This is a genomic window from Xanthomonas sontii (assembly GCF_040529055.1).
GTDB classification, from domain to species: Bacteria; Pseudomonadota; Gammaproteobacteria; order Xanthomonadales; family Xanthomonadaceae; genus Xanthomonas_A; species Xanthomonas_A sontii.
Genome location: NZ_CP132342.1, coordinates 3,468,065 through 3,494,002, shown reverse-complemented (window position 1 = coordinate 3,494,002; position 25,938 = coordinate 3,468,065). Strand labels below are relative to the sequence as shown.

24 protein-coding genes are annotated in these 25,938 nt (G+C 69.9%); 15 read left to right on the top strand and 9 right to left on the bottom strand.

The window, feature by feature from the left end:
• Positions 1-90 precede the first annotated feature (90 nt).
• Positions 91-1,491: a histidine--tRNA ligase gene (hisS, locus tag RAB70_RS14640; protein WP_148830379.1), complete on the top strand. Its 1,401-nt coding sequence runs from the start codon at positions 91-93 to the stop codon at positions 1,489-1,491.
• A 117-nt stretch (positions 1,492-1,608) separates the two neighbouring features.
• Here the strand turns inward: hisS and RAB70_RS14635 are convergent, their stop codons facing one another.
• Positions 1,609-2,859: a hypothetical protein gene (locus RAB70_RS14635; protein ID WP_249042239.1), complete on the bottom strand. Its 1,251-nt coding sequence runs from the start codon at positions 2,857-2,859 to the stop codon at positions 1,609-1,611.
• Positions 2,860-3,048: 189 nt separating this feature from the next.
• On the opposite strand from RAB70_RS14635, the gene RAB70_RS14630 reads away from it, so the two are divergent.
• The 10 genes from RAB70_RS14630 to RAB70_RS14585 all read left to right on the top strand — a co-directional run bounded on the left by RAB70_RS14630 (position 3,049) and on the right by RAB70_RS14585 (position 12,167).
• Positions 3,049-3,375 carry a YerC/YecD family TrpR-related protein gene (locus RAB70_RS14630; protein ID WP_017908286.1) on the top strand — a complete coding sequence of 109 codons (327 nt, stop codon included), beginning with the start codon at positions 3,049-3,051 and terminating at the stop codon, positions 3,373-3,375.
• 9 nt (positions 3,376-3,384) lie between these two features.
• Positions 3,385-4,299: an ATP phosphoribosyltransferase gene (hisG, locus tag RAB70_RS14625; protein ID WP_017908285.1), complete on the top strand. Its 915-nt coding sequence runs from the start codon at positions 3,385-3,387 to the stop codon at positions 4,297-4,299.
• Entirely contained in the window at positions 4,296-5,591 is a 1,296-nt protein-coding gene (hisD, locus tag RAB70_RS14620; RefSeq protein WP_148830378.1) for a histidinol dehydrogenase, read from the top strand. Before hisG ends, hisD begins: the two co-directional genes overlap by 4 nt.
• A complete protein-coding gene (gene hisC, locus RAB70_RS14615; protein WP_148830377.1) occupies positions 5,588-6,688 on the top strand; it encodes a histidinol-phosphate transaminase in 1,101 nt (366 codons plus the stop codon). The genes hisD and hisC overlap by 4 nt, the downstream gene beginning before the upstream one ends.
• On the top strand, positions 6,685-7,758 hold the full coding sequence (gene hisB, locus RAB70_RS14610; protein WP_148830376.1) for a bifunctional histidinol-phosphatase/imidazoleglycerol-phosphate dehydratase HisB: 1,074 nt from the start codon (positions 6,685-6,687) through the stop codon (positions 7,756-7,758). Before hisC ends, hisB begins: the two co-directional genes overlap by 4 nt.
• Positions 7,759-7,789: 31 nt before the next feature.
• A complete protein-coding gene (hisH, locus tag RAB70_RS14605; protein WP_148830375.1) occupies positions 7,790-8,392 on the top strand; it encodes an imidazole glycerol phosphate synthase subunit HisH in 603 nt (200 codons plus the stop codon).
• On the top strand, positions 8,389-9,123 hold the full coding sequence (hisA, locus tag RAB70_RS14600; RefSeq protein ID WP_148830374.1) for a 1-(5-phosphoribosyl)-5-[(5-phosphoribosylamino)methylideneamino]imidazole-4-carboxamide isomerase: 735 nt from the start codon (positions 8,389-8,391) through the stop codon (positions 9,121-9,123). The genes hisH and hisA overlap by 4 nt, the downstream gene beginning before the upstream one ends.
• Positions 9,117-9,893, top strand: coding sequence for an imidazole glycerol phosphate synthase subunit HisF (gene hisF / locus RAB70_RS14595; protein ID WP_148830373.1), 777 nt, complete (start codon positions 9,117-9,119; stop codon positions 9,891-9,893). Before hisA ends, hisF begins: the two co-directional genes overlap by 7 nt.
• Positions 9,883-10,506, top strand: coding sequence for a bifunctional phosphoribosyl-AMP cyclohydrolase/phosphoribosyl-ATP diphosphatase HisIE (hisIE, locus tag RAB70_RS14590; RefSeq protein ID WP_148830372.1), 624 nt, complete (start codon positions 9,883-9,885; stop codon positions 10,504-10,506). Before hisF ends, hisIE begins: the two co-directional genes overlap by 11 nt.
• Before the next feature lie 77 nt (positions 10,507-10,583).
• Entirely contained in the window at positions 10,584-12,167 is a 1,584-nt protein-coding gene (locus RAB70_RS14585; RefSeq protein ID WP_211352214.1) for a calcineurin-like phosphoesterase family protein, read from the top strand.
• Between the two features lie 242 nt (positions 12,168-12,409).
• On the opposite strand, the gene RAB70_RS14580 is transcribed toward RAB70_RS14585, so the two are convergent.
• The 7 genes from RAB70_RS14580 to RAB70_RS14550 form a co-directional block, all read right to left on the bottom strand.
• Positions 12,410-12,931 (bottom strand): STY0301 family protein, encoded by a 522-nt coding sequence (locus RAB70_RS14580; protein ID WP_225851685.1) that lies wholly within the window; start codon positions 12,929-12,931, stop codon positions 12,410-12,412.
• A gap of 350 nt (positions 12,932-13,281) precedes the next feature.
• The gene (locus RAB70_RS14575) at positions 13,282-14,385 is read right to left on the bottom strand and encodes a C13 family peptidase (RefSeq protein WP_408068839.1); all 1,104 of its coding nucleotides are present in this window, start codon (positions 14,383-14,385) and stop codon (positions 13,282-13,284) included.
• 8 nt (positions 14,386-14,393) lie between these two features.
• Positions 14,394-15,092, bottom strand: coding sequence for an acireductone synthase (gene mtnC / locus RAB70_RS14570; RefSeq protein ID WP_148830369.1), 699 nt, complete (start codon positions 15,090-15,092; stop codon positions 14,394-14,396).
• Between the two features lie 3 nt (positions 15,093-15,095).
• On the bottom strand, positions 15,096-15,662 hold the full coding sequence (locus RAB70_RS14565; RefSeq protein WP_017907269.1) for an acireductone dioxygenase: 567 nt from the start codon (positions 15,660-15,662) through the stop codon (positions 15,096-15,098).
• Positions 15,663-15,755: 93 nt separating this feature from the next.
• Positions 15,756-16,397 carry a methylthioribulose 1-phosphate dehydratase gene (locus tag RAB70_RS14560; RefSeq protein ID WP_017912143.1) on the bottom strand — a complete coding sequence of 214 codons (642 nt, stop codon included), beginning with the start codon at positions 16,395-16,397 and terminating at the stop codon, positions 15,756-15,758.
• 281 nt (positions 16,398-16,678) lie between these two features.
• Positions 16,679-18,112, bottom strand: a complete 1,434-nt coding sequence (locus RAB70_RS14555) for an amino acid permease (protein ID WP_148829665.1) — start codon at positions 18,110-18,112, stop codon at positions 16,679-16,681.
• An 84-nt stretch (positions 18,113-18,196) separates the two neighbouring features.
• The gene (locus tag RAB70_RS14550; RefSeq protein WP_170268217.1) at positions 18,197-19,669 is read right to left on the bottom strand and encodes an amino acid permease; all 1,473 of its coding nucleotides are present in this window, start codon (positions 19,667-19,669) and stop codon (positions 18,197-18,199) included.
• Between the two features lie 169 nt (positions 19,670-19,838).
• On the opposite strand from RAB70_RS14550, the gene RAB70_RS14545 reads away from it, so the two are divergent.
• On the top strand, positions 19,839-20,405 hold the full coding sequence (locus tag RAB70_RS14545) for an NUDIX hydrolase (protein WP_148830618.1): 567 nt from the start codon (positions 19,839-19,841) through the stop codon (positions 20,403-20,405).
• Positions 20,406-20,626: 221 nt separating this feature from the next.
• Here the strand turns inward: RAB70_RS14545 and serA are convergent, their stop codons facing one another.
• The gene (gene serA / locus RAB70_RS14540) at positions 20,627-21,868 is read right to left on the bottom strand and encodes a phosphoglycerate dehydrogenase (RefSeq protein ID WP_043091919.1); all 1,242 of its coding nucleotides are present in this window, start codon (positions 21,866-21,868) and stop codon (positions 20,627-20,629) included.
• A gap of 261 nt (positions 21,869-22,129) precedes the next feature.
• Between serA and RAB70_RS14535 the strand changes: the two genes are divergently transcribed.
• The 3 genes from RAB70_RS14535 to RAB70_RS14525 all read left to right on the top strand — a co-directional run bounded on the left by RAB70_RS14535 (position 22,130) and on the right by RAB70_RS14525 (position 25,873).
• Positions 22,130-23,518, top strand: coding sequence for an FAD-binding oxidoreductase (locus tag RAB70_RS14535; RefSeq protein WP_148829662.1), 1,389 nt, complete (start codon positions 22,130-22,132; stop codon positions 23,516-23,518).
• 118 nt (positions 23,519-23,636) lie between these two features.
• Entirely contained in the window at positions 23,637-23,954 is a 318-nt protein-coding gene (locus RAB70_RS14530; protein ID WP_010341821.1) for a DUF2388 domain-containing protein, read from the top strand.
• 2 nt (positions 23,955-23,956) lie between these two features.
• Entirely contained in the window at positions 23,957-25,873 is a 1,917-nt protein-coding gene (locus RAB70_RS14525) for a DUF4105 domain-containing protein (protein ID WP_225851697.1), read from the top strand.
• Positions 25,874-25,938 lie beyond the last annotated feature (65 nt).

Below are 25,938 nucleotides of genomic sequence, written 5' to 3'. Positions count from 1 at the left end.
ACCGGCGAATGATACGCCGATGCGGCCGCGCGTGGCCGGTGCGGCTAGAATTGGCGTCCCGCTCGCCCCCGAATCGCAGGAGTTCCGCACGTGATCAAGCCCCGTACGCCGCCCGGCATCATGGAATTGCTGCCACGCGAGCAGATCGCGTTCCAGCGCATGCTGGACGTCATCCGCCGCAATTACGAGCGGTTCGGGTTCCTGCCGGTGGAGACGCCGGTGTTCGAGCTGTCCGACGTGCTGCTGACCAAGTCCGGCGGTGAGACCGAGCGCCAGGTGTACTTCGTGCAGTCCACCGGTGCGCTGGCCAATGCCGCGGCCGAGCGCGGCGAGGGCGGGCTGCCGGAGCTGGCGCTGCGCTTCGACCTGACCGTGCCGCTGGCCCGCTACGTGGCCGAGCACGAACACGAGCTGAGCTTCCCGTTCCGGCGCTACCAGATGCAGCGCGTGTACCGCGGCGAACGCGCCCAGCGCGGCCGCTTCCGCGAGTTCTACCAGTGCGACATCGACGTGATCGGCAAGGATGCGCTGAGCATCCGTTACGACGCCGAGGTGCTGGCGGTGATCCACGCGGTGTTCGCCGAGCTGGGCATCGGCGATTTCGCGGTGCAGTTGAACAACCGCAAGCTGATGCGCGGTTTCTTCGAGAGCCTGGGCGTGGCCGAGGGCGAGCGCCAGCTCGCGGTGCTGCGCGAGGTCGACAAGCTGGACAAGCGTGGCGCCGACTACGTGCGCGAGACGCTGGCCGGCGAAGCCTTCGGCATTCCCGCCGAGCAGGTGCAGCGCATCCTCGACTTCGTCGCGGTGCGCTCCAGCGGCCACGACGATGCGTTGGCGCGGCTGCAGGCGCTGGAGGCCGATGCGGCGTCCAGTGCGATCCTGCGCGAGGGCGTGGCCGAACTGCGCGAGGTGCTGGCCCTGGTCAAGGCGCTGGGCGTGCCGGAGACCGCGTACTGCCTCAATTTCTCCATCGCCCGCGGCCTGGACTACTACACCGGCACCGTCTACGAGACCTTGCTGACCGACTACCCGCAGATCGGCTCGATCTGCTCGGGCGGCCGCTACGAGGACCTGGCCAGCCACTACAGCAAGTCCAAACTGCCCGGCGTGGGCATCTCCATCGGCCTGACCCGGCTGTTCTGGCAGTTGCGCGAGGCCGGCCTGATCGACGGCATCGCCTCCAGCAGCGTGCAGGCCATGGTGGCGCTGATGGACGAGGCCAAGCTGGACGACGCGCTGGACATCGCGCGGCGCCTACGCGCCGGCGGCATCAACACCGAAGTGCAGATGGAGCCGAAGAAGATCGGCAAGCAGTTCCAGTACGCGGCCCGTGCCGGCACCCGCTTTGTGGTGCTGGCCGGCGACGACGAACTGGCGCGCGGGGTGGTCGCGGTCAAGGACCTGCTGCGCGAGCAGCAGTTCGAGATCGCCCGCGACGAACTGGCCAGCACGCTGCAGGTGGAGCTGGAGCAGGCCAAGGTGATGGCCTGAGTCTGGTGGCGGCGGCCGGCGACGGCCGCCGCGCTGTGCGAGATCTGCGTGGGAGCGGCTTCAGCCGCGACCTGCATGGCCGGTGATCCCGGCCACGGTTGATCCCAAAAACGCAGGCTACAGCAGGCCGGCACCCTGCAGCATCGCCTTGAGTGCACGCCGCTGCTCGCCATCGTCCGCTGGCCAGCCCTGCACTTGCGCGACGACCTTGCCGTCGCGCACCAGGAAGAACGTCGGCATGCGCCACTCGCGCGGCAACAGTGGCCATTCCTCCACGTCGTAGAGCGGATGCAGCGGTGTCTGCGGCTGCGCCTGGTTCCAGGCGCGCAGCGCCTCCAGGTCCTCGCTGCCGGGCGGCAGGGTCAGCCACAGTGCATGGCGGCGGAACGCCGGACCCAGTTCGGGATCGGCGGCGATGGCGCGTGCTGCGTCGGCGGCAAAATGGCAGCCGGCGGTGACCAGGATCTGCGGTGGCCCCAGATCGATCCGCTGCCGGTGTAGCGTGCGCCCATCGGGTTCCAGCGACCACAGCGTCGGCCCCTGCGCCGCCGCGCCCAGGCGGTCCTCGAAGCGCAGCCAATGCGGCCAGTCGGCGCTGCCGCCATCGGCCAGCAGGCGCCGTGCGTCTTCCACACGATGCGCGAGCAGCAGCGCGTTGCCGGCGTCGTCCACCTGCGCCGCGCTGGCCTGGCCGCGGCGCCGCAACTGCGCCAACACCTGCAGTTGCGTGTCCAGCCCCGCCGGGGTGGGGCGCAGCGCGTAGGTCGCGACGACGGCCCGATACAGAAGATCCAGCGCGGTCGCGTCCGATCGCGCGATGGCGGCGGGGTCGAATGCTTCGGGCAGGGCGCTGCGCACTGCGGGCCAGGGATCGCGTCCAGTGCGACCGAGGCCGTCCAGATTCCGGTTGTAGCCGTTGTAGCGACGCTCCAGGTCGCCGATCGCGGCGGTGGGCTCGTTGGCGCGCGGTTGCGTCGCCCAGTGCGGCAAGCTTTCCGCGTAGCGCTCGACCCCGAACAGCGCCAGCAGCGCCCGGCCCTGCGTGCGGGTCAACTGCGGCAGGTCCTGCGTATCGAATCCACCCAGGCCATTGCGGCCGAACACGAGACCGTCGAGGAAGCGTTCGCGGGCGCCGGGCGTGAGCGCGTCCAGCGGCGTGCGCTGGCCTGCATGGGCGCGCAGGTAGGCGGCGAGCTGGGTGCTGGAGCGGATCGGCAGTTGCTCCACAGTGGCCGCGGTGTGGGCGTTTGCGGCCCCCTGGGTGGGAGGCGCCGGCGGCGGCTGCGCCGCCGCCGGCGTCGCCATGCACAGGGCAAGGGCGGCAAAACACGCAGTGCGCATGCGGTACTCCAGAGCGGCGGCGGTCATCGCCGATCCTAGCGGCCGCCGGGCGATCCTTCCATCCGCCACAGGAGGCGTCTGTGCGCAGTGTGAGGCAGGATCGCGGCAACGCACAGGGCGCCAGAGCGCGCAACAGGATGGCCCGGAGGCTGAACGCCAGGCCGCCGCGGCCCGCGCAAACTTGACCTTGTAATAGCGTGCTATTACATTAGCGCAATGAAACAACGTCCCGTCCCAGCAGAAGACCGCGACAGCGACGCCTCGTTCAAGGCGTTGGCGCGCACCCTGGCCCAGCTCGGCAAGCCGCAGGAAGTGGCGGCGTTCCTGCAGGACCTGTGCACGCCGGCCGAGCTGGAGGCGATGGCGGACCGCTGGCGGGTGGTGCCGCTGCTGCTCAAGGGCGTGCCGTACCGCGAGATCCATGACCTGACCCAGGTCAGCGTCACCACCATCGGCCGTGTCGCACGGACCCTGGAATACGGCGCCGGCGGCTATGCCGCGGCGCTGCGCCGGCAGACGGCGCGCCCCTCCGATTCCCACTGAGATGTCCTGATGAGTGCTTCCCTGGCAGCACCGGCCCGCGACCGGCTGCGTATCGCGATCCAGAAGAGTGGCCGCCTGGCCGAGCCGGCCCGTGCGGTGCTGGCCGCCTGCGGGCTGAGCTGGCGCGAGAGCCGCGACAAGCTGTTCTGCTACGGCGAATCGTTGCCGGTCGACCTGCTGCTGGTGCGCGACGACGATATTCCCGGGCTGATCGCCGACGGCGTGTGCGACTTCGGCATCGTCGGCCGCAACGAACTCGAGGAGCAGGCCGGCGAGCGCCGCCGCAACGGCCTGCCCGAGGCCTATCGTGCCCTGCGCGGGCTCAACTTCGGGCAGTGCCGGCTGATGCTGGCGGTGCCGGACAGTTGGGAGTGGAGCGGCCCGCAGCAGGTGCAGGGGCTGCGCATCGCCACCAGCTATCCGGCGGTGCTGGCCGACTGGCTGGACGCGCGTGGCATCGCCGCGCAGGTGGTGGAGCTGTCCGGTTCGGTGGAGATCGCGCCGCGCCTGGGCACCGCCGACCTGATCTGCGATCTGGTCTCCAGCGGCGCCACCCTGGCCGCCAACCAGCTCAAGCCGGTGGAGACGCTGCTGGAGAGCGAGGCGGTGCTGGCCGGCCCGGTGCGCGAACCGGCCGACGCACGCGCCGGCCTGGCGGCGATGCTGCTGCGCCGGCTCGACGGCGTGCTCAAGCTGCGCGACAGCAAGCTGCTGATGTTCCGCGCCGCGCGCGAGCGCGTCGCCGACCTGGCGCGGTTGCTGCCCGACGCCGAACCGCTGGTGCAACTGCCCGGCGATGCCGATGGCCCGCTGCAGCTGCAGACCATGTGCCACGGTGCGATCACCTGGCAGCGCATGGAGGAACTGGAGCGCGCGGGCGCGCAAGGCTTGATGGTGTTGACGGTGGAGCGGTCGCTGGCATGAATCGTTTGGAATGGAGCGCGCTGGACGCGCAGGAACGCACCCAGGCGCTGACCCGGCCGGTGCAGCGCGTGGCCGAGCAGACCCGCAACGCGGTGGCGCAGGTGCTCAATGAGGTGCGCAGCCGCGGCGACGGCGCGCTGCGCGAGCTCACCGCGCGTTTCGACGGCGTGGTGCTGGAGACCTTCGAAGTGAGCGCCGCCGAGTTCGCCGCCGCCGAAGCGGCGGTGCCGGCGCCGCTGCGTGCGGCGATGACCGAGGCGGCCGCACGGATCGACACCTTCCACCGTGCCGGCATGGCGCAGCCGTATGCGGTCGAGACCGCGCCGGGTGTGGTCTGCGAGCGCGTGGTGCGGCCAATCGGCCGGGTCGGCCTGTACGTGCCGGCCGGCAGCGCGCCGCTGCCGTCGACGGCGCTGATGCTGTGTGTGCCGGCGGCGCTGGCCGGCTGCCGCGAGGTGGTGCTGTGCACGCCACCGCGCGCCGACGGCTCGGCCGATCCGGCGGTGCTGGTCGCGGCGACGCTGTGCGGCGTGGACCGGGTGTTCAAGCTCGGCGGTGCCCAGGCGATCGCGGCGATGGGCTTCGGCACCGAAAGCGTGCCGTCCTGCGACAAGCTGTTCGGCCCGGGCAACAGCTACGTCACCGAGGCCAAGCAGCAAATCGCGCAGGCCGGCGCGGCGGCGATCGACATGCCGGCCGGGCCGTCCGAGGTGCTGGTGATCGCCGACGCCGGCGCCGATGCCGCCTTCGTGGCCGCCGACCTGCTGTCGCAGGCCGAGCACGGCCCCGACTCGCAGGTATTGCTGCTGTCCGACAGCGCCGTGCTGATCGAGGCGGTCGAGAACGAACTGGAGCGGCAGCTGGCGACGCTGCCGCGCGCGGCGATCGCCCGGCAGGCGCTGGCCGCGTCGCGGCTGATCCGCGTCGACACGCTGGAGGATGCGTTCGCCATCAGCAACCGCTACGCCCCGGAACACCTGATCCTGGCGCTGCGCGCGCCGCGCGACTGGCTGGACCGGGTCGAGGCCGCCGGCTCGGTGTTCCTGGGCGACTACACTCCAGAGGCGCTGGGCGACTACTGCAGCGGCACCAACCACGTGCTGCCGACCAGCGGCGCGGCGCGTGCCTACAGCGGCGTGAGCGTGGCCAGCTTCCAGAACTTCGTCAGCGTGCAGAGCGCCAGTGCCGCCGGCATCGCCGCGATCGGCGGTTGCGCGGTGTTGATGGCGCGCGCCGAAGGCCTGGACGCGCACGCCAACGCGGTGGCGCTGCGCATGGAGAAGGCGGCATGAGCCAGACTCCAGACGCACGCGCCGTGCTGGCGCTGGTCCGCCCGGACCTGCGCGAGTTCGCCGGCTATTCGTCCGCGCGCAGCAGTGCGCTGCAGGGCGAGATCTGGCTCAATGCCAACGAGTCGGCCTGGGCCAACGCCGCCGATGGCGACGCCGGCAATCGCCGCTATCCCGACCCGCAGCCGCCGGCGCTGCGCGCCGCGTTGGCGCAGCTGTACGCCTGCGCCCCGGAACAACTGCTGCTCGGCCGTGGCAGCGATGAGGCCATCGACCTGCTGCTGCGCGCCCTGTGCGAGCCGGGCCGCGACGCCATCGTCATCACCCCGCCGGTGTTCGGCATGTACGCGGTGTGCGCGCGGCTGCAGAACGCGCGCGTGGTCGAGGTGCCGCTGCGCGATACCGCCGAGGGCCTGCTGACCGACGTGGACGCGGTGGTGGACGCCGCATTGAGCCAGATGGCCAAGCTGGTGTTCCTGTGTTCGCCGGGCAACCCCGGCGGTGCGGCGATCGCCCTGGCCGACATCGATCGCGCCGCCGAGCGTCTGCAAGGACGTGCGGTGCTGGTGGTGGACGAAGCCTATGGCGAGTTTTCCGACGAAGCCTCGGCCACCAGCTTGCTTGCGCGCCATGCCAACCTGGCGGTGCTGCGCACGCTGTCCAAGGCGCACGCCCTGGCGGCGGCGCGGATCGGCTGCGTGATCGCCGATCCAGCGCTGATCGCGGTGCTGCGCCGCTGCCAGGCGCCGTATCCGATTCCGGCGCCGTGCACGCAGCTGGCGCTGGCCGCGCTGCAGCCCGAACCGCTTCGGCAGACCGCGGCGCGGGTGCAGGAGGTGCGGGCCGAGCGCACGCGCATGCAGGCGGCGCTGGCGGCACTGCCCGGCGTGCGTCAGGTGTATCCGTCGCAGGGCAATTTCCTGCTGCTGCGCTTCGACGACGCCGAGGGCGCGTTCCAGGCGCTGCTGGCGGCCGGGGTGGTGGTGCGCGACCAGCGCGCCGCGCCGGGCCTGGGCGATGCGCTGCGCATCACTTTGGGCACGCCGGCGCAGAACCAGCGCGTGCTCGGCGCCTTGCAGGCATGGAGGGCGGCGGCATGACCCCGATCCTGTTCGTGGACCGCGATGGCACCCTGATCGAGGAGCCGGCCGATTTCCAGATCGACGCCTACGAGAAGCTGCGCTTCGTGCAGGGCGTGATCCCGGCGATGCTCAAACTGCGCGACGCCGGCTACCAGTTCGTCATCGTCACCAACCAGGACGGCCTCGGCAGCGAGGCCTACCCGCAGGCCGCCTTCGACGGGCCCAACGACCTGATGCTGCAGATCTTCGCCAGCCAGGGCATCGTGTTCCGCGAGGTGCTGGTCGACCGCAGCTGGCCGGCCGACAATGCGCCCACGCGCAAGCCCGGCATCGGCCTGATGCTGCCGTACCTGCAGGACCGCAGCATCGACTGGGCGCGCTCGGCGATGGTCGGCGACCGCATCACCGACATCCAGTTCGCCGAGAACCTGCGCATCCGCGGCTTCCAGTTGCGCACTGCGCAGTTCGGCGGCGAGTGGGACTGGGCCGGCATCGCCCACGAACTGGCCGATGCGCCGCGGCGGGCGCGGGTGCAGCGCGACACCAAGGAAACCCGCATCGCGGTGGAACTCGACCTGGACCTGGCGCGCGATCCGCACTGCGCCACCGGTCTGCCGTTCTTCGACCACATGCTCGAGCAGATCGGCAAGCACGGCGGTCTCGCCCTGGACGTGCGCGCCGAGGGCGACCTGCATATCGACGAACACCACACCATCGAGGACACCGGCCTGGCCCTTGGGCAGGCATTGCGCCAGGCGCTGGGCGACAAGCGCGGCATCGGCCGCTACGGCTTCACCCTGCCGATGGACGAGACCCTGGCCAGCGCCGCGCTGGACTTCAGCGGGCGCCCGTACTTCGTGTTCGAAGGCGAGTTCAAGCGCGAGCGGGTCGGCGACATGCCCACCGAACTGGTGCCGCACTTCTTCCGCTCGCTGTGCGATGCGGCCGGGCTGAACCTGCACCTGAGCGTGCGCGGCGACAACGACCACCACAAGGTCGAGGCCTGCTTCAAGGCGCTGGCCCGCGCCTTGCGCCAGGCGCTGAAGCGCGAGGGTGCGGCGCTGCCCTCGACCAAGGGCGTGCTGTGAACCGGCGCGTCGTGGACACGCGGAGGCTGCGATGAGCACGGTGGCCTTGATCGACGCCGGCGGCGCCAACCTCGGTTCGGTGCGCTATGCGCTGCAGCGGCTCGGTGTGGAGCCGCGGCTGGTGCGCGACGCGGCCGGTCTGCAGGGCGCGGAGCGGGTGATCCTGCCGGGCGTGGGGGCGGCACCGCATGCGATGGCGCGGCTGCGCGAGCAGGGCCTGCTCGAGCCACTGCGCGCGCTACAGGTGCCGCTGATCGGCATCTGCCTGGGCATGCAATTGTTGTTCGAGCATTCCGAGGAAGGCGATGTCGATTGCCTGGGCCTGCTGACCGGCGTGGTCCGGCGCATGCCGCCGGCGCTGGGCATCCGCGTGCCGCACATGGGCTGGAACCGGCTGCTGCCGCTGCGGCCGTCGTCGCTGCTGGCGGGCGTGCCGGATGGCGCCAGCGCCTATTTCGTGCACGGTTATGCCGCGCCGGTCACCGCCGACACCGTCGCCGCCTGCGATCATGGCGGCCTGTTCACCGCGGTGGTGCAGCATGGTCGCCGCTGCGGCGCGCAATTCCATCCCGAGCGCTCCGCCGACACCGGCGCGCGCATCCTGCGCAACTTCCTCGAGACCGATTTCCCATGAGCTTCGTCGTCTATCCCGCCCTGGACATCCGCGACGGCCGCGTGGTGCGGTTGGCGCAGGGCGACTACGCCCGCGAGACCCACTACGGCGACGATCCGTTGCGCCGCGCGCAGGCCTTCGCCGAGGCCGGCGCGCAGTGGATGCACCTGGTCGACCTGGATGCGGCCCGCGCCGGCGGCTATACCCTGGCACCGCTGCTGCAGCGGATCCGCAACGAGACCGGGCTGCAGGTGCAGACCGGCGGCGGCGTGCGCTCGCGCGCCGACGTGCAGCGCCTGCTCGATGCCGGCGCCAGCCGCGTGGTGATCGGCTCGCTGGCGGTACGCGACCGCGAGTCGGTGCTGGAGTGGCTGGCCGAATTCGGTCCCGAGCGCATCACCGTGGCGCTGGACAGCCGCCAGGACGCGCACGGCGTCTGGCGCCTACCGGTGCACGGCTGGACCGAGACCTCGTCGCTGAGCCTGGATACGCTGGCCGGCGAGTACGCCACGGCCGGGCTGGTGCATCTGCTGTGCACCGACATCGCCCGCGACGGCATGCTGTCCGGGCCGAATCTAGCCTTGTACGCGCACCTGCGGCAGCTCGCGCCGGCGTTGGCGGTGCAGGCCTCCGGCGGCATCCGCAACGCTGCCGACGTGCGCGGCGCGCGCGAGGCCGGCTGCGCCGGCGCGGTGCTCGGCAAGGCCTTGCTGGAAGGGCGGCTGCGCTTGGACGAGGCGCTGGCATGCTGAGCCGGCGCATCATCCCGTGCCTGGACGTGCGCGAGGGACGCGTGGTCAAGGGCGTCAAGTTCCGCGACCACGTGGACATGGGCGATATCGCCGAGCTGGCGCTGCGCTACCGCGACCAGGGCGCCGACGAACTGGTGTTCTACGACATCGGCGCCAGTCCGGAAGGGCGCTCGGTGGACTACGCCTGGGTCGAGAAGGTGGCGCGGTTGCTGGACATCCCGTTCTGCGTGGCCGGCGGCATCCGCGACGTCGCCACCGCGCGCGCGGTGCTGCACGCCGGCGCCGACAAGATCTCGATCAATTCGCCGGCACTGGAGCGGCCGGCGCTGATCGCCGAGCTGGCCGAGGCGTTCGGCGTGCAGTGCGTGGTGGTCGGCATCGATTCGATCCGCGAGGACGACGGCCAGTGGCGCGTGCGCCGCTTCACCGGCGACCCCAGCAAGACCCAGGCGCTGCGCATGCGCACCCTGGACTGGGTGGTGGAGGCGCAGCGCCTGGGCGCCGGCGAGATCGTGCTCAACTGCATGGACAACGACGGCGTGCGCCGCGGCTACGACATCGCCCAACTGCACGAGGTGCGCGCCCTGTGCAAGGTACCGCTGGTGGCGTCCGGCGGCGCCGGCGAGATGCAGCACTTCGCCGACGTGTTCGAGCGTGCCGACGTCGATGGCGCGCTGGCCGCCAGCGTTTTCCATAGCGGCGCGATCGCCATTCCCGAACTCAAGCGCTTCCTGCGCCAACGACAGATCGAGGTGCGCGATGGCGCATGAACATTCCCACGGCGCGGACGCCGCCGACGCGGCGCTGGACTGGGGCAAGGGCGATGGCCTGCTGCCGGTGGTGGTGCAGGACGCCGCCACGTTGCGCGTGCTGATGCTGGGCTATATGAACCAGGAGGCGCTGGCGCAGACGCTCCGCAGCGGCCAGGTCACCTTCTACAGCCGCAGCAAGCAGCGCCTGTGGACCAAGGGCGAAAGCTCCGGCAACGTGCTGGACGTGGTGGCGATCGACACCGATTGCGACCGCGACACCCTGCTGGTGCTGGCGCATCCGCGCGGGCCGACCTGCCACCTGGGCCGCGACAGCTGTTTCCCGCAGGCGCCGGGCCAGTTCCTGGGTGCCCTCGATCGGCTGGTCGCGCAACGCGAGCGCGAACGGCCTGCGGGCAGCTACACCACGCAGCTGTTCGAGAAAGGCACGCGGCGCATCGCGCAGAAGGTGGGCGAGGAGGGCGTGGAGACCGCACTGGCCGGCGTCGCCCAGGGCGACGAGGAACTGCTCGGCGAGTCCGCCGATCTGCTCTACCACCTGACCGTGCTGCTGCGCGCACGCGGCCTGGGCCTGGCCGACGCGGTGGCCGTGCTGGAAGCGCGGCACCGCTGAGTCTGTCCGGCGCGGTCATCGCCGTGTCGATGTCGTTGGCTACAATCGGGGGCCCTCGGCTTCTCCGGATGTTCCGCATGCTGCGCACCGTCGTCCTTGCCTGCCTGTTGGCCGCCGCCGCTCCCGCCGTGGCGCAGACCGCGACGATCAGCGGCAGCGTCTACCAGGAACGCGATAACGCCCCGGGCCGCGGCCCGGGCGATGCCGGCATCGCCGGCGTGCAGGTGTCCGACGGCGTGCACATCGTCCGCACCGACGCGCAGGGCCGCTACCGCCTGCAGGTGGAGCCCGGCCGCACGGTGTTCGTGATCAAGCCCGATGGCTACAGCTTCGCCAGCGCCGGCAACGGCCTGCCGGACTACTGGCGGCACTACGCGCCCGCCGGCTCGCCCACGCTCAAGTATCCGGGCATCGCGCCCACCCGCGGCGCCACCGACCACTGGGACTTCGCGTTGCGCGCGCAGCCCAAGGCCGACAGCACCGAGGTGCTGGTGTTCGCCGATACCCAGACCGCGTCGATGACCGATGTCGGCTACTACGCCCGCGACATCGTCGCGCCCTTGCGCGGCAAGACCCACGCGCGCATCGGCACCACCCTGGGCGACGTGGTCAGCGACGACCTGTCGCTGTATCCGGCGCTGAATGCGGAAACCGCCAAGCTCGGCGTGCCGTGGTTCCACGTGCCCGGCAACCACGACCTCAACTTCGACGCGACCGACGACGTCGATTCGCTGTCGAGCTGGCGTGCGGTCTACGGTCCCGACACCTACGCGGTGGAAGAGGGCGGCGCCAGCTTCGTGTTCCTGGACGATGTGGTCTACCAGCCGACGCAGCAGCCCAAGTACATCGGCGGCCTGCGCGCGGACCAGTTCGCGTTCCTGCAGGCCTACCTGGCCAGCGTGCCCAAGGATCGACTGGTGGTGCTGGGCCTGCACATCCCGCTGTTCGATGCGGCGCCCGGCAAGGAGACCTTCCGCCATGCCGACCGCGCGCGGCTGTTCGCGCTGCTGCAGGCGTTCCCGCATGTGCTGGTGCTCAGCGGCCACAGCCACACCCAACGCCACTATTACCACGGTGCCGACGAGGGCTGGCACGGCGCGCAGCCGCTGCACGAATACAACGTCGGCGCGGCCTGCGGCGCGTTCTGGTCCGGGGTCAAGGATGCCGAGGGCATTCCCGCCGCGACCATGGCCGACGGCACCCCGAACGGCTATGCACTGCTGACCGTGCGCCGCGACGGCGGCTATGCGCTGGCCTACCACGCCGCGCGTGCCGCCGACGACACCCAGATCGGCCTGCATGCGCCGAAGGTATTGCGCCGCGGTGCCTATCCGGCCTGGGGCGTGTACGCGAACGTGTACATGGGCGAGGACGACACGCGCGTCGAGTACCGCGTGGACGACGGCGCCTGGAAGCCGATGCAGCGGGTCGAACAGCCGGACCCGGCTCTGCTCGCCGAGAACGCGCGCGACGATGCCGCCGACGCGTTGCGCGGCTACGATCGGTCGCCGGAAGCGATTCCGTCGCAACACCTGTGGCGCGGCGCCTTGCCGACCGATCTGAGCGTGGGTGCGCACCGCATCGAGGTCCGCGCTTTCGACCGCTGGCGCGGCGAGCAGCACGCCAGCGGCAGCTATCGATTGCAGGACGCCTCTCCCTGATCGCGCCGCGGTTGCGACGCTGGCGTCGCGTCCCGGCGACGCCAGGTCAGCCGCGATCTAGGTTTTTTTGATCGCCGTCCTGGGCGGTGCCCGGCGCACGCGGGCGCTGGGCGAAGTGGGACCGGCTGTTGTCGTTGTCGTTGTCGTTGGCGATGACGCCGATGAGCTGATCGGCGCCGGCATTGGCGAATGTGCCGCCGTTTGTCCAGTTCGGCGCGCCGTCCCAGGAGCCGTGCCAGCTTTCATCTGCAAGTTACCTGAAGGACATTCTTTGCATTGATTGAGTAACTGCACTGCTCCACGCGGTTCGCCAGTTTTACGTCATGCGTTTGCTTGTCCGCGTACCTGCAGCGTACGGTGACGAATCGGCCCTCATCGTAGATGTAGCCCAGAACCCAATGGCCGTATCGCTCCTTTGCCACGTCGGGCTCAAGCGCTGCGAGATCCTGTGGTTCTCCATCGAATGCATCGATGGAGCGAAGTGGCTGATCCTGTCGAATGGGGCAGACTGAAGGCGCGGCGAGCACGGTACTCCAGGCAAAAAGGCAAAGTAGAAGAGCGGCAATTTGCTTGCTCAATGGCATAGACGTTGTTTCCATTGTTTGCAGCTCGTATCTGCGCTGCCGTGCCTGCGGATCCGTCAGTATCAAGTCGGGCGCGGCGAAGACCCATTCTTCATCGGATACGTCGGTTGGCGTGGTGGCTTCATCGCCTACGATAGCCGCATCAACTCCAAGTTCATAACACGCTCTAGGCTTGGCCATTGCTGAGAACAGCTACATCATCGACCTGCTGAGACGGTTGTGGACCATCGCTGCGGCGCGGTCCGGCGTACTACCGGTCTGGAGTCGGCATGAAACAAAAAAACCTCCATGAAGGAGGCCTATAAACGAGAGGATCCTGGCTGGCGAGCGAAGGCTGGCGGGCGGATCGGTGCGCAGCTGGCTGGCGAAAGGCTGGCGGGCTTGCTGCGGGCGCAGTGTAACGGCTGCACGCGATCGGCGATCGAATGCGAATTACTCTCATCTATGGGGTTGCTGCGGACTCCTGCTCCAGGCCCCGGGCGCATCGAGCGTTGGGGTCTTACGTGCGGTGCTCGACGGAGCAGGGCGACTCACTGCGTGGGAGTGGCAGTCGATGGCGGTCGCGCCGGTTTTGCGCGCGTCGGGGGAGCAGTGGTTTGCGTGGTCCCGGGCGCGTGGTCCGGTTCGCCATCGGCCGCAGTCGCTGCGTCGTCCGCATCGGGTTCCGGATACGGATAGGGCGGTGCGGCGGCGTTCGGCAACTGCGCGCGCCAGTGCTGCAGCCACGCGCCGATGCGCGCGCCCACGTACAGCTGCGGATACGACGGCGCCTCGCCTTCGGCCTGCTCGCGTGCGCTGATCTCGGCACTGGCCAGGCGATAGCTGTCGACCAGATCGGTGGTGCGCGCCAGCGCGTCGATCAACCAGGCGCGGCCGAAATAGGTGGCGCTGGCGGTGTTGCCGCAGCCGAACGAGGGCCGGTCGCGACGGGCGGCGGTGATGACCAGGGTGTCGGCGCTCTTCAGCGCCGGCACGAAGCCGCCGGAGTAGCAGGCCGAAATCACGATGATGCGGTTGCGGATGCCGGCGTCGTCGAGCAGGCGGCGCAGTTCCTGCGGGGTGATGGTGTCGTACTCGGCATCCTCGCCGGGGCCGAACTGCAGATACAGCTCGTGCTGGTCGGTACCGTGGCTGGTCAGGAACAGCAGCAGCGCGTCCTCGCGCTTGTCCATCAGCTTGCCGATGCGGTCCAGCGTATCGGCCAGGTTGTCGTACGAGGCCTGCGGCGCGTAGGCGTGCGCGCCGAGATTGTTGCCGTGGTTGATCAGGGTGGCGATGCGCCCGGCCGCGCCAAAGCGCTGCGCGAACATCTGCCGCAGGTACAGCACTTCGTTGCGGAACACGTCCTCGCTGGCGTCGCCGGCGAAGCCGACCACGTACAGGTCGGGGACGCCCGGGCGCTGCGCCTGCAGCGATCCCAGCGCCAGGCGCAGCTGCGCCTGGTCGACCGGATCCTGCGCCGCCTCGTCCTGCGCGGTGTCGGCCGTGCCGGCCGGCGTGGCGCCGGCATCGGAATGGCAGGCGGGCAGCGCCAGCGCCAGCAGCGCGGCGGGCAGCAGTCGGCCGCGCACCACGGCAAGCGGGCGCCGCATCGCCGCCAGGGCGGCCATCAAGCCAGCGACAGGCCTGCGCATGCGCGGGCTCAGAAGCCCAGGTCGGCGAAGCTCTCCGCGCGGCGGTGGCCGTTGCAGGCCTCGCCCTGGCGCGGTTGCGGGTAATCGTCGCGGCGGTCGATCAGCACCGTGTCCAAGCCGGCGGCGCGGGCCGCATCCAGTTCGGCGACCACGTCGGACAGGAATACGATCTGCGCCGGCGCCACCCCGATCGCCTCGGCGATGCGCGCGTAGCTGGGTTGCTCGCGCTTGCCGCCGATCTCGGTATCGAACCAGCCGGAGAACAGCGCGCGAAGGTCGCCGGCGTCGCTATGGCCGAAGAACAGCTTCTGCGCCGGTACAGAGCCGGACGAATACACGTACAGCGCGCGGCCGTCGGCATGCCAGCGGCGCAGCGCCGGCGCGGCATCGGGATAGATGTGCGCGGTGAAGTCGGCATCGCGGTAGCCGGCTTCCCAGATCATGCCCTGCAGCGCCTTCAGCGCGGTGTGCTTGCGGTCCTCGTCGATCCAGCCCTGCAGGGTCTCCACGATCACCGCATCGGTGCAGATGCCGCCGCATTCGCTGGCGACGGCATCCAGCCATTGCCGCACCTGCGGCTGCCGGCCGTGCTCGCGCACGAAGCCGGGCAGGGCGCGGCGCGCATAGGGGAACAGCACGTCCTTGACGAAGGAGATGCTGCTGGTGGTGCCTTCGATGTCGGTGAGTACGACGCGCGGATCGGTCATCGCTCAGTGCGCCTCGCCACGCAGCTTCGCCTCGTAGCGCGGGAAGCGCTGGGCGATGTCGGTGCCGGTGAAGTGGCCGACCCAGCCATCCGGCTCGGTGAAGAAGCGGATCGCGACGAAGCGCGGCTCCGGGCCCATGTCGAACCAGTGGTGGGTGCCGTCGGGCACGGCGATCAGGTCGTCCTGCACGCACTCGATCTCGTAGACCTTGCCGTCCACATGCAGGGTGAACAGGCCGGAGCCGGCGACGAAGAAGCGCACCTCGTCTTCCTTGTGGAAGTGCTCGTCGAGGAACTTCTTGCGCATCTCCTCGCGCTGCGGGTTGTCCGGGGCAATGCTGACCACGTCCACGGTCTTGAAGCCGTTGGCGGCGACCAGGCGGTCGATGTCGGCCTTGTAGGCGGCCATGACCGCGTCCGGCGAGGCGCCGGGCTCGATCGGCTGGTTGGCCTGCCAGCGCTCGAAGGTGACGCCGATCTTGCGCAGTTCGGCGGCGATCGCGTCGCCATCGCGGCTGTCGAACAGCGGCGCGTCGGGAGTGGTGTCGGCGAAGATGCGGAGTCGGCTCATGGCGGCGGGCGAAAGCGGAGTGGGGACGAAAAGGGTAGCAGGTGCGCGGCCGGCGGCCGTTGCGGCGCTGGAACGCTGTCGCGCCGCGGCGGATCAGCCGGCGGCGCGCAGTTTGCGCAGCTCCAGCTCGCAGTGCAGCAGGAACTCGAAGGCTTCGAGGTGGCGGCGCGCTTCGGCCATGTCGCGGCCCCAGGCGTACAGGCCGTGGCCGTCGATCAGGTAGCCCCACAGCGGCGTGCGATCGAGCAGGGCGTCGACCTGCGCGGCCAGCACGGTCATGTCCTGGGTGTTGGCGAACACCGGCAGGTCCACCGCGGTCTCGTGGGTCTGGTTGCCGTGCAGCGCCTTTAGCAGCTCGTAGCCTTCCAGGCGGATATGGCCCTGCGGGGCGTACAGGCGCGAGGCGATGGTCTGCACCGGCGAGTGCGTGTGCAGAATGCAGCCGACCTCGGGGAAGCGCCGGTACAGCTGGGTGTGCAGCAGGGTCTCGGCGGACGGACGCAGCGGACGGCCGACGGCCTGGCCGTCGAAGTCCACCACCATGATGTCGTCCTCCACCAGCCGGCCCTTGTCGCGACCGGAGACGGTGATCGCGGCATGGCGATCGTCCAGGCGGTGCGAGAAGTTGCTGCTGGTGGCGGGCGTCCAGCCGGCCTGCGAGAGCTCGCGGATGTTGTCGATCAGCAGGTGCGCCAGCGTGCGCAGGCGCTCGGAATCGTAGGGCAGTGCGTTCATGCGCGTAGTGTAGGGCTTGATCGCTCGATTGGGATGACAGGTGGTGGTGCACCGAGTAGCACCTCCTCACGCCGTACCCTCACCCCAACCCCTCTCCCGGAGGGAGAGGGGCTTTGGCTTCTCCCTTCTCCCGTCGGGACCATGGCCCCCTTTTGCGGGGGAAGGTGCCCCGCAGGGGCGGATGAGGGTACGGGCAAAGCCACGTGTCGCCAGCTGGGTGCAGCGCTTCGCGTCCGTACCTTCACCCCAACCCCTCTCCCGATGGGAAAGGGGCTCTGCGCTCAGCCTTGGCTGCCGCGCAGGCGGCTGTGGCGGTAGCCGTAGCCGAAGTAGATCGCCAGGCCGATCACCGTCCAGCCGGCCATCAGCATCCAATTGTGCGCGGTCATCGCCGACAGCAGTGCCAGGCAGCTGAGCACGCCGGCGATGCAGATCGGCCAGGCGAACGGGATGCGGAACGGGCGCGGCAGGTCCGGCTGGGTGCGGCGCAGGATCAGCACGCCGGCGCAGACCGCGGCGAAGGCGATCAGGGTGCCCATCGAGGTCAGTTCGCCCAGCACGTCCAGCGGGAACAGCGCCGCCAGCAGGGCGATGCCGATGCCGGTGATCACCGTGTTGACGTGCGGGGTGCGGTAGGTCGGGTGGATCTTGGTGAACACCGGCGGCAGCAGGCCGTCGCGGGCGATGATCATGAAGATGCGCGGCTGGCCGATGATCATCACCAGCACCACCGAGGACAGGCCGATCAGCGCGCCGACCTCCACCACCACGCGCAGCCAGCCCAGTTGCGGATGCGCGGCGACCGCGGTCACCACCGGCTCGTCGGTGCCCAGTTGCGCGAACGGCACCAGCCCGGTCATCACCGCGGCCATGGCGATGTACAGCACGGTGCAGATCACCAGCGACAGGATCATGCCGATCGGCAGGTCGCGCTGCGGCCGGTGCGATTCCTGCGCCGCCACCGACACCGCCTCGAAGCCGATGTAGGCGAAGAACACCATCGCCGCGCCGCGCAGCACGCCGTCCAGGCCGTACTTGCCCGGGCCTTCGTTGGCGGGGATGAACGGGTGCCAGTTGGCCGGGTCCACGTACTTCCAGCCGGCGGCGATGACCAGCACGATCAGGCCGCTCTTCAGCACCACCATCGCCATGTTCATCGCCGAGGACTTGCGGATGCCGACGTAGCACAGCCAGGTCAGCAGCAGCACGATGCCGGCGGCAGGCAGGTTGGCGATCGCGCCGGTGGGCTGCAGCTTGCCGTCCAGCGGCGCGTTGACCAGTGCCGCGGGCAGATGGATGTCGAAATGGTCGAGCAGGCTCAGGAAATAGCCGGTCCAGCTGACCGCCACCGCCGAGGCCGACACGCCGTACTCCAGCACCAGCATCCAGCCGATGAACCAGGCCGCCAGTTCGCCGAAGGTGGCGTAGGTGTAGGTGTAGGCGCTGCCGGAGACCGGCACCATCGCCGCGAACTCGGCGTAGGCCAGCGCGCAGAACGCGCAGCACACCGCGGCCAGCACGAACGAGAGCATGATCGCCGGCCCGGCATGGTTGGCCGCGGCCTGCCCGGTGATGACGAAGATGCCGCCGCCGATCACCGCGCCGATGCCCAGCGCGGTCAGGCCCCAGGGGCCGAGTGCGCGTTGCAGGCCCAGCCCGCCGGCGTCCTCGTGGCTGGCATGGGGGTGTTTGGTGGCCAAGAGTTGTTTGAGCATCGAGCGGTTCCAGCCGGGCGCGGCGTGCGAGGAAGGGGTGCGAACGCGAAGACCGGCGCGGACGCCGGTCTTCGGAGGAGCGGATCAGGCCTTGGTGGCCAGGCGGCTGTTGCGGATGCCGTAGAAGAAGTAGATGCACAGGCCGATCAGGGTCCAGCCGACGAACACCTTCCAGTGTTCCTGGAATGCCTGGAAGAACAGGCCCACGCAGAACAGCGCGCCCAGCGGGCACACCGCCCAGAACAGCGGCACCCGGAACGGACGCGGCAGATCCGGACGGGTGAAGCGCAGCACCATCACGCCGACGCAGACCGTGGCGAAGGCCAGCAGGGTGCCCATCGACACCAGTTCGCCCAGCACGTCCAGCGGAATCAGTCCGGCCAGCAGCGCAGCGAGCACGCCGACCACCACGGTGCCGACGTAGGGGGTGTGGAAACGGCGGTGCACCTTGCCGAACAGCTTCGGCAGCAGGCCGTCGCGCGCCATGGTGTAGAAGATGCGCGGCTGCGCCATCAGCATCACCAGCACCACCGAGGACAGGCCGGCGATGGCGCCGATCTCGACGAAGGTCTTCAGCCAGGCCAGCTGCGGATAGTGCTCCAGCGCAGTGGCCACCGGCTTGGCGGTGCCGAGCTGGGTGTAGGGCAGCAGGCCGGTCAGCACCGCGCAGACGATGATGTAGATGACGGTGCAGATGGCCAGCGACACCAGGATGCCGATCGGCATGTTCTTCTGCGGGTCCTTGGTTTCGCCGGCGGAGGTGGAGACCGCATCGAAGCCGATATAGGAGAAGAACACGATGGAGGCGGCGCGGAAGATGCCGCTCCAGCCGAACTCGCCCGGGCCGGTGTTTTCCGGGATGAACGGATGCCAGTTGTCCGGGTTGATGTAGAAGATGCCGACGCCGACGAACAGGCAGATCACCAGCACCTTGATCGCCACCACGATGGCGTTGACGAAGGCCGATTGAGTAACGCCGATGTAGCACAGCGTGCTGACCGCGGCCACGATCAGCACCGCCGGCAGGTTGACGATGTTGCCCGAGGCGACGAAGGCGTGGCCGGTCCAGGTCAGCGGCGCGCTGGCCAGTTCCGCGGGGAAGGGCAGGCCGAGGGTGCCGGTGACGAAGCTGATCAGATAGGCCGACCAGCCGACCGCGACGCTGGAGCCGGCGAACAGGTATTCCAGCACCAGGCACCAGCCGATGAACCAGGCCACGCCTTCGCCGAGCGTGGCGTAGGAATACGAGTAGGCGCTGCCCGAGACCGGCAGCATCGCCGCGAACTCGGCGTAGCACAGGCCGGCGAAGGCGCAGGCCAGGCCGGCGAACACGAACGAAAGCATCACCGCCGGGCCGGCATGATTGGCCGCAGCCTGGCCGGTGAGCACGAAGATGCCGGCGCCGATCACCGCGCCGATGCCGAGCAGGATCAGGTGTCTGGCGGTGAGGGTGCGTTTGAGGGTGGCTTCGCCCTCCAGACTGCCTTCGAACGGTTCGCCGGCATCGACGTGACCGGCCGGTTCGATCGGCTTGACCCTCAGCAAAGACTTGAGCATTCGGTGCATCCCCAGGTGGCGGTACGGGGCAAGCGGCCCCGGCAATGGCGAAGCGCCGGGCCCGGAGCGGGCGACGCAAGCGTCGTACCATGCCAAAGCCGGCCGGCCGCCACAAGCCGCGCTGCACCGTGGACGGCGATAATGGCCGCCCCCGAACGCGAGAACGCCGATGCCGGAGTCGTCCCTACGCCAGCAGTTGCAGGCCCATGCCGGGCAGTGCCCGGACCAGGCCGAGGTCGCCGCGCAGTTCCTGGCCTTGCTCGACGATGCCGCCGATCCGTTCGTGCGCGCCCGCCTGGACGGCCATTTCACCGGCTCGGCCTGGCTGGTCAGCGCCGACGGCACGCGCACCCTGTTGACCCATCACCGCAAGCTGCAGCGCTGGCTGCAACTGGGCGGCCACGCCGACGGCGACCGCGATCTGGCGCGGGTGGCCTTGAAGGAGGCCGAGGAAGAATCCGGGCTGCCAGGCCTGGCACTAGAGGATGGCGCGATCTTCGACCTGGACCGGCACTGGATTCCCGCCCGCGGCGAGGTGCCGGGGCACTGGCATTACGACGCACGCTACGTGGTCCGCGCCGGTGCGGACGAAGCCTTCGCGGTCAGCGAAGAATCGCTGGCGTTGGCCTGGCGCCCGATTGCCGAATTGCTGGATGAAGCGGACCTGGATCCGTCGCTGCGGCGCATGGCGCAGAAGTGGTTGCAGCGCAGCGCATCAGCCCCTCTCCCCCCGTGAGAGGGGTTGGGGTGAGGGTCGGGCGCGAAGCGCATGCGGTGTTTCAGCTGCACGAGGCTGCGCCCGTACCCTCATCCGCCCCTTCGGGGCACCTTCTCCCGAGGGGAGAAGGGAGAAGCCGGCTCCGGTCGGATGGCTGAGCCCCTCTCCCTCCGGGAGAGGGGTTGGGGTGAGGGTCCGGGCGCGCAGCGCACCCACGAATCCCCAATCCCCAATCCCCGCTAGTAAAGAATGCGCGTCCGCAACGTCCCCGCCACTTGCGCCAGCTCCTCCTTCAGCACCGCCGCTTGCTCCTCGCTGGCGCCGACGTCGATCACCACGTAGCCGACCTTGGGGTCGGTGCGCAGAAACTGGCCGTCGATGTTGACGTTGTGGCGCGAGAACAGTTCGTTGATCTGCGACAGCACGCCCGGCACGTTGCGGTGGATGTGCAGCAGGCGCAGGCTCTCGGCGTGCTCGGGCAGGGTCACCTCGGGGAAGTTCACCGCCGACAGGGTGCTGCCGTTGTCGCTGTAGCGCACCAGCTTGGCCGCCACTTCCACGCCGATGTTGTCCTGCGCTTCCAGCGTGCTGCCGCCGACGTGCGGGGTCAGGATCACGTTGTCGTGCGCGGCCAGCGGCGATTCGAACAGGTCGCCGTTGCCCTTGGGTTCGATCGGGAACACGTCCACCGCAGCGCCGCCGATGTGGCCGCTGCGCAGCGCCGCGTCCAGGGCATCGATGTCGATCACCGTGCCGCGCGAGGCGTTGATCAGGTGCGCACCCGGCTTCATCTGCGCCAGCTGCGTGGCGCCGATCATGTCGCGGGTGGCCGCGGTTTCCGGCACGTGCAGGGTGACCACATCCGAGCGGGCCAGCAGGTCGTCCAGGTCGGTGGCGGTGCGGGCGTTGCCCAGCGACAGCTTGGTCTCGATGTCGTGGAAGATCACCTGCATGCCCAGCGCCTCGGCCAGCACGCCGACCTGGGTGCCGATATGCCCGTAGCCGACGATGCCCAGCACCTTGCCGCGCGTCTCGTGGCTGCCGGCGGCCGACTTCGACCAGCCGCCGCGGTGGCATTCGGCGTTCTTCTGCGGAATGCCGCGCAACAGCAGGATGGCCTCGGCGATCACCAGCTCGGCGACGCTGCGGGTGTTGGAGTAGGGCGCATTGAACACCGGGATGCCGGCCAGTTCCGCGGCGTCCAGGTCGACCTGGTTGGTGCCGATGCAGAAGCAGCCGACCGCGATCAGGCGCTTGGCGTGGGCCAGCACCTCGGCGCTGAGCTGAGTGCGCGAGCGGATGCCGACGATGTGCGCCTCGGCGATGCGCTGCTTGAGCTCGTCTTCCGGCAGCGACTTGGCGTGCAGTTCGATCTGCGAGTAGCCGGCCGCGCGGAACACGTCGACGGCGGTCTGGCTGATGCCTTCGAGCAGCAGCACGCGGATATCCTGCTTCGGAAACGAGGTCTTCTTGGGCGACATTGCGGCGAGGGAGCGATGGCCAACGGGCCGGTCACTATGCCAGATGGCTTCGCGCTTTGGTGCGCCGCAATAGGATGCCGGGAGACCGTGGATGCAACGCCGGTGGACGGTTTCAGGTGCATCGATTGGCGGTGGCCGGCGGGGAATTCGGGAGTGGGGAGTGGGGATTCGCAAACGCCGCGACCTGCTGGCAGCGAACTGGACGCCGTTGCGCAAGGCTGGCACGCTTGAACGATTGTCTACGCTTCGACCTCTCCACTTATGACCGACCCGCGCCTGGATGCCCTGGCCCTTGCCGTTCCCGGCCTGCGCCTGAAGACCGATCCCGCCGACCTCGAGCACTACGGCCGCGACTGGACCCGGCGCTGGACCCCGGCGCCGCTGGCGATCGCGTTGCCGGCCACGGTGGAGGAGGTGCAGGCGGTGCTGCGCTGGGCCAACGACCACGCGGTGGCGGTGGTGCCCTCCGGCGGCCGCACCGGCTTGTCCGGCGGCGCGGTGGCCGCGCACGGCGAACTGGTGCTGAGCCTGGAGCGGATGAACAAGGCGCTGGCCTTCGATCCGGTCGATCGCACCCTCACCGTGCAGGCCGGCATGCCGCTGGAAGCGGTGCACAACGCCGCGCGGGAGCACGGGCTGCAATATCCGGTGGACTTCGCGGCGCGCGGGTCGTGCTCGATCGGCGGCAACATCGCCACCAATGCCGGCGGTATCCGCGTGATCCGCTACGGCAACACCCGCGAGTGGATCGCCGGGTTGAAGGTGGTCACCGGCAGCGGCGAATTGCTCGAGCTCAACCGCGGGCTGATCAAGAATTCCAGCGGCTACGATTTCCGCCAGCTGCTGATCGGCTCCGAAGGCACCCTCGGCATCGTGGTCGAAGCCACCCTGCGCCTCACCGACCCGCCGCCGCCGAGCAACGTGATGCTGCTGGCGCTGCCCTCGTTCGAGGTGCTGATGCAGGTGTTCGCCGCATTCCGCAGCCGGCTGCAGTTGGAGGCGTTCGAGTTCTTCACCGACCGTGCGCTGCAGCACGTGCTGGCGCATGGCGCGCAGGCGCCGTTCGACACCGTCTATCCGTACTACGTGGTCACCGAGTACGCCAGCGGCAACGAGGCGCAGGAGGCCGCGGCGCTGGCCGCGTTCGAGGCCTGCATGGAGCAGGGCTGGGTGCTGGACGGGGTGATCAGCCAGAGCGAGGCGCAGGCCGCGCAGCTGTGGCGCCTGCGCGAAGGCATTACCGAGGCGGTGGCGCGCTACACCCCCTACAAGAACGACGTGTCGGTGCGGATCTCGGCGATGCCGGCGTTCCTGGCGCGGACCCAGGCGCTGCTCGGCGAGGCCTACCCGCAATTCGAGGTGGTGTGGTTCGGCCACATCGGCGACGGCAACCTGCACATCAACGTGCTCAAGCCCGAGGCCACTGCGCCGGCGGAGTTCATCGCCGCCTGCGAGCACGTCACCAAGCTGCTGGCGCAGGTGCTGGCCGAGCACGGCGGCAGCATCTCCGCCGAGCACGGCATCGGCCTGGTCAAGAAACCCTACCTGGACAGCACGCGCAGCGCCGAGGAGATCGCGTTGATGCGCGCGGTCAAGCGCGTGTTCGATCCGTCCGGGCTGCTCAATCCGGGCAAGCTGTTCGACCCTTGAGTCCGGCCTAGCACCGCTGCCGCGCGGCCCGTTCAGGCGCTGCGCGGGGCGGACCGCTAGGCTATGCGGCGCGGCGCTGGCCGTCCCCTTTTTCACGATCCCGTTTGGAACGATTGCAATGACCCGAGTGACCGCGCGCTGCGCCCTGCTGTTCGCCCTGATCCTGCCCGCGTTCGCGCAGGCCTCCAGCTTCGCCGGCAGCTCCGCCGGTTCGGCCTCGGCCGGCTCGGCCGGCAGCTCGGCGTCCTCGGACAGCAGTTCCAACAACGATAAGGTGGTGCTGCAGGCGCGCGACGACGCGGCCGGCTTCGTCGCCAGCGCCGGGCGCATCCGCGGCGTGCAACTGGAAGCGGCGCTGCGCGTGTTGCGCGAGCGCAACCCGCAGGCGCAACAGGCCAGCGACCTGGAACTGGCGCAGGCGATCCTGGCGCTGTGATCCTGCGCCGGCCACGGCGCCTGCGCGCGCGGTGGCTGGCGTTGCTGGCACTGGCCGCTGCGGCGCAGGCCGCGGCCGCGCCGCTGTCTGCCGACGAGAGCGGGCTGAGCCCAGCCGAGCGCACCGCCAGCCAGGCCGTGCTGGCTGCGGCGCAGGCGCGGCTGCCGCCGGCCTGGACCGCGGCGCTGCCGGCAGGGCTGCCGCTGCAGTGGCGCGACGACCTCCCCGCACAGGTGCACGGGCGCGCGCAGGCCAAACGCCTGCTGTTGAACAAGCGCCTGCTGCGCGACTGGATGGCGGCAGAGGATCCCGACACCGATCCTGCCGTCGATCCGGCGCGGCGCCCGGCGCTGACCGCCTTGCTGCACGAACTGTCGCATTTCTACGACCGCGCCGCGGCCGGGCATCTGTCCTCCGATCCGCGCTTGCTGGATCTGGCCGGCTGGCAGGTCAGTCCGATGCGCCTGGGCCTGCGCCGCGGCCAGAACCGGTTCACCGAGCGCAGCCCGGATCGCTACGAATTGCAGTCGCCGGCCGAGTTCGTGGCGGTGAATCTCGAACATTTCCTGCTCGATCCGGACTACGCCTGCCGGCGGCCGGCGCTGGCCCGCTACTTCGCCGCGCGCCTGGCATGGACGCCGCCGGCGAGCGCATGCGCGCCCGGCCAGGTGTTCGTGCAGGACCCGCTGGCCGACGCGGCCGCCTTGCTGCAGGTGGACCCGGCGCGGATCTACGCGGTGGACTACCTGCTGGCCGAAGGCAACGCGCAGCCGATGAGCCACTGGGGCCACAGCATGTTGCGCCTGGTGATCTGCGCGCCGGGGCGGCCGCTGGGCCCGGCATGCCGGCTGGACCTGGCCGAGCACCGGGTGCTGTCGTTCCGCGCCTTCGTCGACGACGTGCAGATTTCCAACCTGCGCGGGCTCACCGGCTCCTACCCGTCGCGGCTGTTCGTGCTGCCGCTGCGCCAGGTGGTGGACGACTACACCCAGGTGCAGTTGCGCGGCCTGCAGTCGCTGCCGTTGCGGCTGTCGCGCGAAGAGATCGCCGCGCTGCTGGAGCGTGCCGCGCAACTGCACTGGAGCTACGACGGCCGCTATTACTTCCTGAGCAACAACTGCGCGGTGGAGACCTACGCCTTGTTGCACGACGGCGTGCCGCGGCTGGCGGCCGCGCACCTGTCCGGGATCAGCCCGACCGGATTGCGCCGGCGCCTGGTACGGGCCGGCATCGCCGATGCGTCGGTACTCGACAATGCCGACGCGGCGGTGCGGGAGGGCTATTACTTCCCGGCGGCGAGCGCGCACTTCGCGGAGATGTTCGCGGTGGCGCGCAGCGGGCTGGCGCTACCGGCGCGCAATGCCGACGCGTGGCTGGACCTGCCGGCCGCGCAGCGCGCGCCGTGGCTTGAGCGCGGCGACCTGCGTGCCAGCGCCGCCTTGTTGCTGCTGGAGAACGCCGCCCGCCGCCGCGCCGAACAGCGTGGGCGCGATGCATTGAAACGGCGCTATCTGGGCAAGCCGCTGCCGACCGCGGTGGCCGGTGCGGGCGGGGGCGATGCGGGTGCCGACACGCGTGACGCTGCCAGCGCGGTGCGTGCTGTGCTGGCCGAGCAGGGGCTACTGAGCCAACCGGCGAGCCTGCTGCAGGGGCAGCCGGGCTATGGCCTGCCGCAGGCGCAGGAACGTGCCTGGCTGCAGGTGCAGGGACAGGCACGGATCGCTGCGCTGCACGACGACGCCGCCGCGCTGCAGACGCGCCTGCGCGGATTGCTGCCGGCGCCGCTGCAGGCGGACCTGGCGCAGATCGATGCCAACCTGGCGACGCTGGGCGCTCGCCTGCGCACGCTCAATCGCGAAGGCGGTGGGTTGCAGTTGGATTCGCCGTCGCTGTTGCGGCAGCGTGGTGGGCAGCCGTAGCGCAGCGTGCGGGCTTGTGATGCGAGACGATCGAAGGGAACTGGATCGCGCGTGCGGTTGACGGC

Bases quoted from the DNA above. Each gene is read 5' to 3' on its own strand.
- hisD (WP_148830378.1), top strand. From the start codon at position 4,296: ATGAATCGTTTGGAATGGAGCGCGCTGGACGCGCAGGAACGCACCCAG.
- hisG (WP_017908285.1), top strand. From the start codon at position 3,385: ATGAGTGCTTCCCTGGCAGCACCGGCCCGCGACCGGCTGCGTATCGCG.
- hisC (WP_148830377.1), top strand. From the start codon at position 5,588: ATGAGCCAGACTCCAGACGCACGCGCCGTGCTGGCGCTGGTCCGCCCG.
- hisIE (WP_148830372.1), top strand. From the start codon at position 9,883: ATGGCGCATGAACATTCCCACGGCGCGGACGCCGCCGACGCGGCGCTG.
- RAB70_RS14580 (WP_225851685.1), bottom strand. From the start codon at position 12,931: ATGGCCAAGCCTAGAGCGTGTTATGAACTTGGAGTTGATGCGGCTATC.
- RAB70_RS14545 (WP_148830618.1), top strand. From the start codon at position 19,839: ATGCCGGAGTCGTCCCTACGCCAGCAGTTGCAGGCCCATGCCGGGCAG.
- RAB70_RS14535 (WP_148829662.1), top strand. From the start codon at position 22,130: ATGACCGACCCGCGCCTGGATGCCCTGGCCCTTGCCGTTCCCGGCCTG.
- hisB (WP_148830376.1), top strand. From the start codon at position 6,685: ATGACCCCGATCCTGTTCGTGGACCGCGATGGCACCCTGATCGAGGAG.
- RAB70_RS14555 (WP_148829665.1), bottom strand. From the start codon at position 18,112: ATGCTCAAACAACTCTTGGCCACCAAACACCCCCATGCCAGCCACGAG.
- RAB70_RS14530 (WP_010341821.1), top strand. From the start codon at position 23,637: ATGACCCGAGTGACCGCGCGCTGCGCCCTGCTGTTCGCCCTGATCCTG.
- RAB70_RS14560 (WP_017912143.1), bottom strand. From the start codon at position 16,397: ATGAACGCACTGCCCTACGATTCCGAGCGCCTGCGCACGCTGGCGCAC.
- hisF (WP_148830373.1), top strand. From the start codon at position 9,117: ATGCTGAGCCGGCGCATCATCCCGTGCCTGGACGTGCGCGAGGGACGC.
- serA (WP_043091919.1), bottom strand. From the start codon at position 21,868: ATGTCGCCCAAGAAGACCTCGTTTCCGAAGCAGGATATCCGCGTGCTG.
- RAB70_RS14585 (WP_211352214.1), top strand. From the start codon at position 10,584: ATGCTGCGCACCGTCGTCCTTGCCTGCCTGTTGGCCGCCGCCGCTCCC.
- RAB70_RS14635 (WP_249042239.1), bottom strand. From the start codon at position 2,859: ATGACCGCCGCCGCTCTGGAGTACCGCATGCGCACTGCGTGTTTTGCC.
- mtnC (WP_148830369.1), bottom strand. From the start codon at position 15,092: ATGACCGATCCGCGCGTCGTACTCACCGACATCGAAGGCACCACCAGC.
- RAB70_RS14630 (WP_017908286.1), top strand. From the start codon at position 3,049: ATGAAACAACGTCCCGTCCCAGCAGAAGACCGCGACAGCGACGCCTCG.
- RAB70_RS14565 (WP_017907269.1), bottom strand. From the start codon at position 15,662: ATGAGCCGACTCCGCATCTTCGCCGACACCACTCCCGACGCGCCGCTG.
- hisH (WP_148830375.1), top strand. From the start codon at position 7,790: ATGAGCACGGTGGCCTTGATCGACGCCGGCGGCGCCAACCTCGGTTCG.
- RAB70_RS14550 (WP_170268217.1), bottom strand. From the start codon at position 19,669: ATGCTCAAGTCTTTGCTGAGGGTCAAGCCGATCGAACCGGCCGGTCAC.
- hisA (WP_148830374.1), top strand. From the start codon at position 8,389: ATGAGCTTCGTCGTCTATCCCGCCCTGGACATCCGCGACGGCCGCGTG.
- RAB70_RS14575 (WP_408068839.1), bottom strand. From the start codon at position 14,385: ATGCGCAGGCCTGTCGCTGGCTTGATGGCCGCCCTGGCGGCGATGCGG.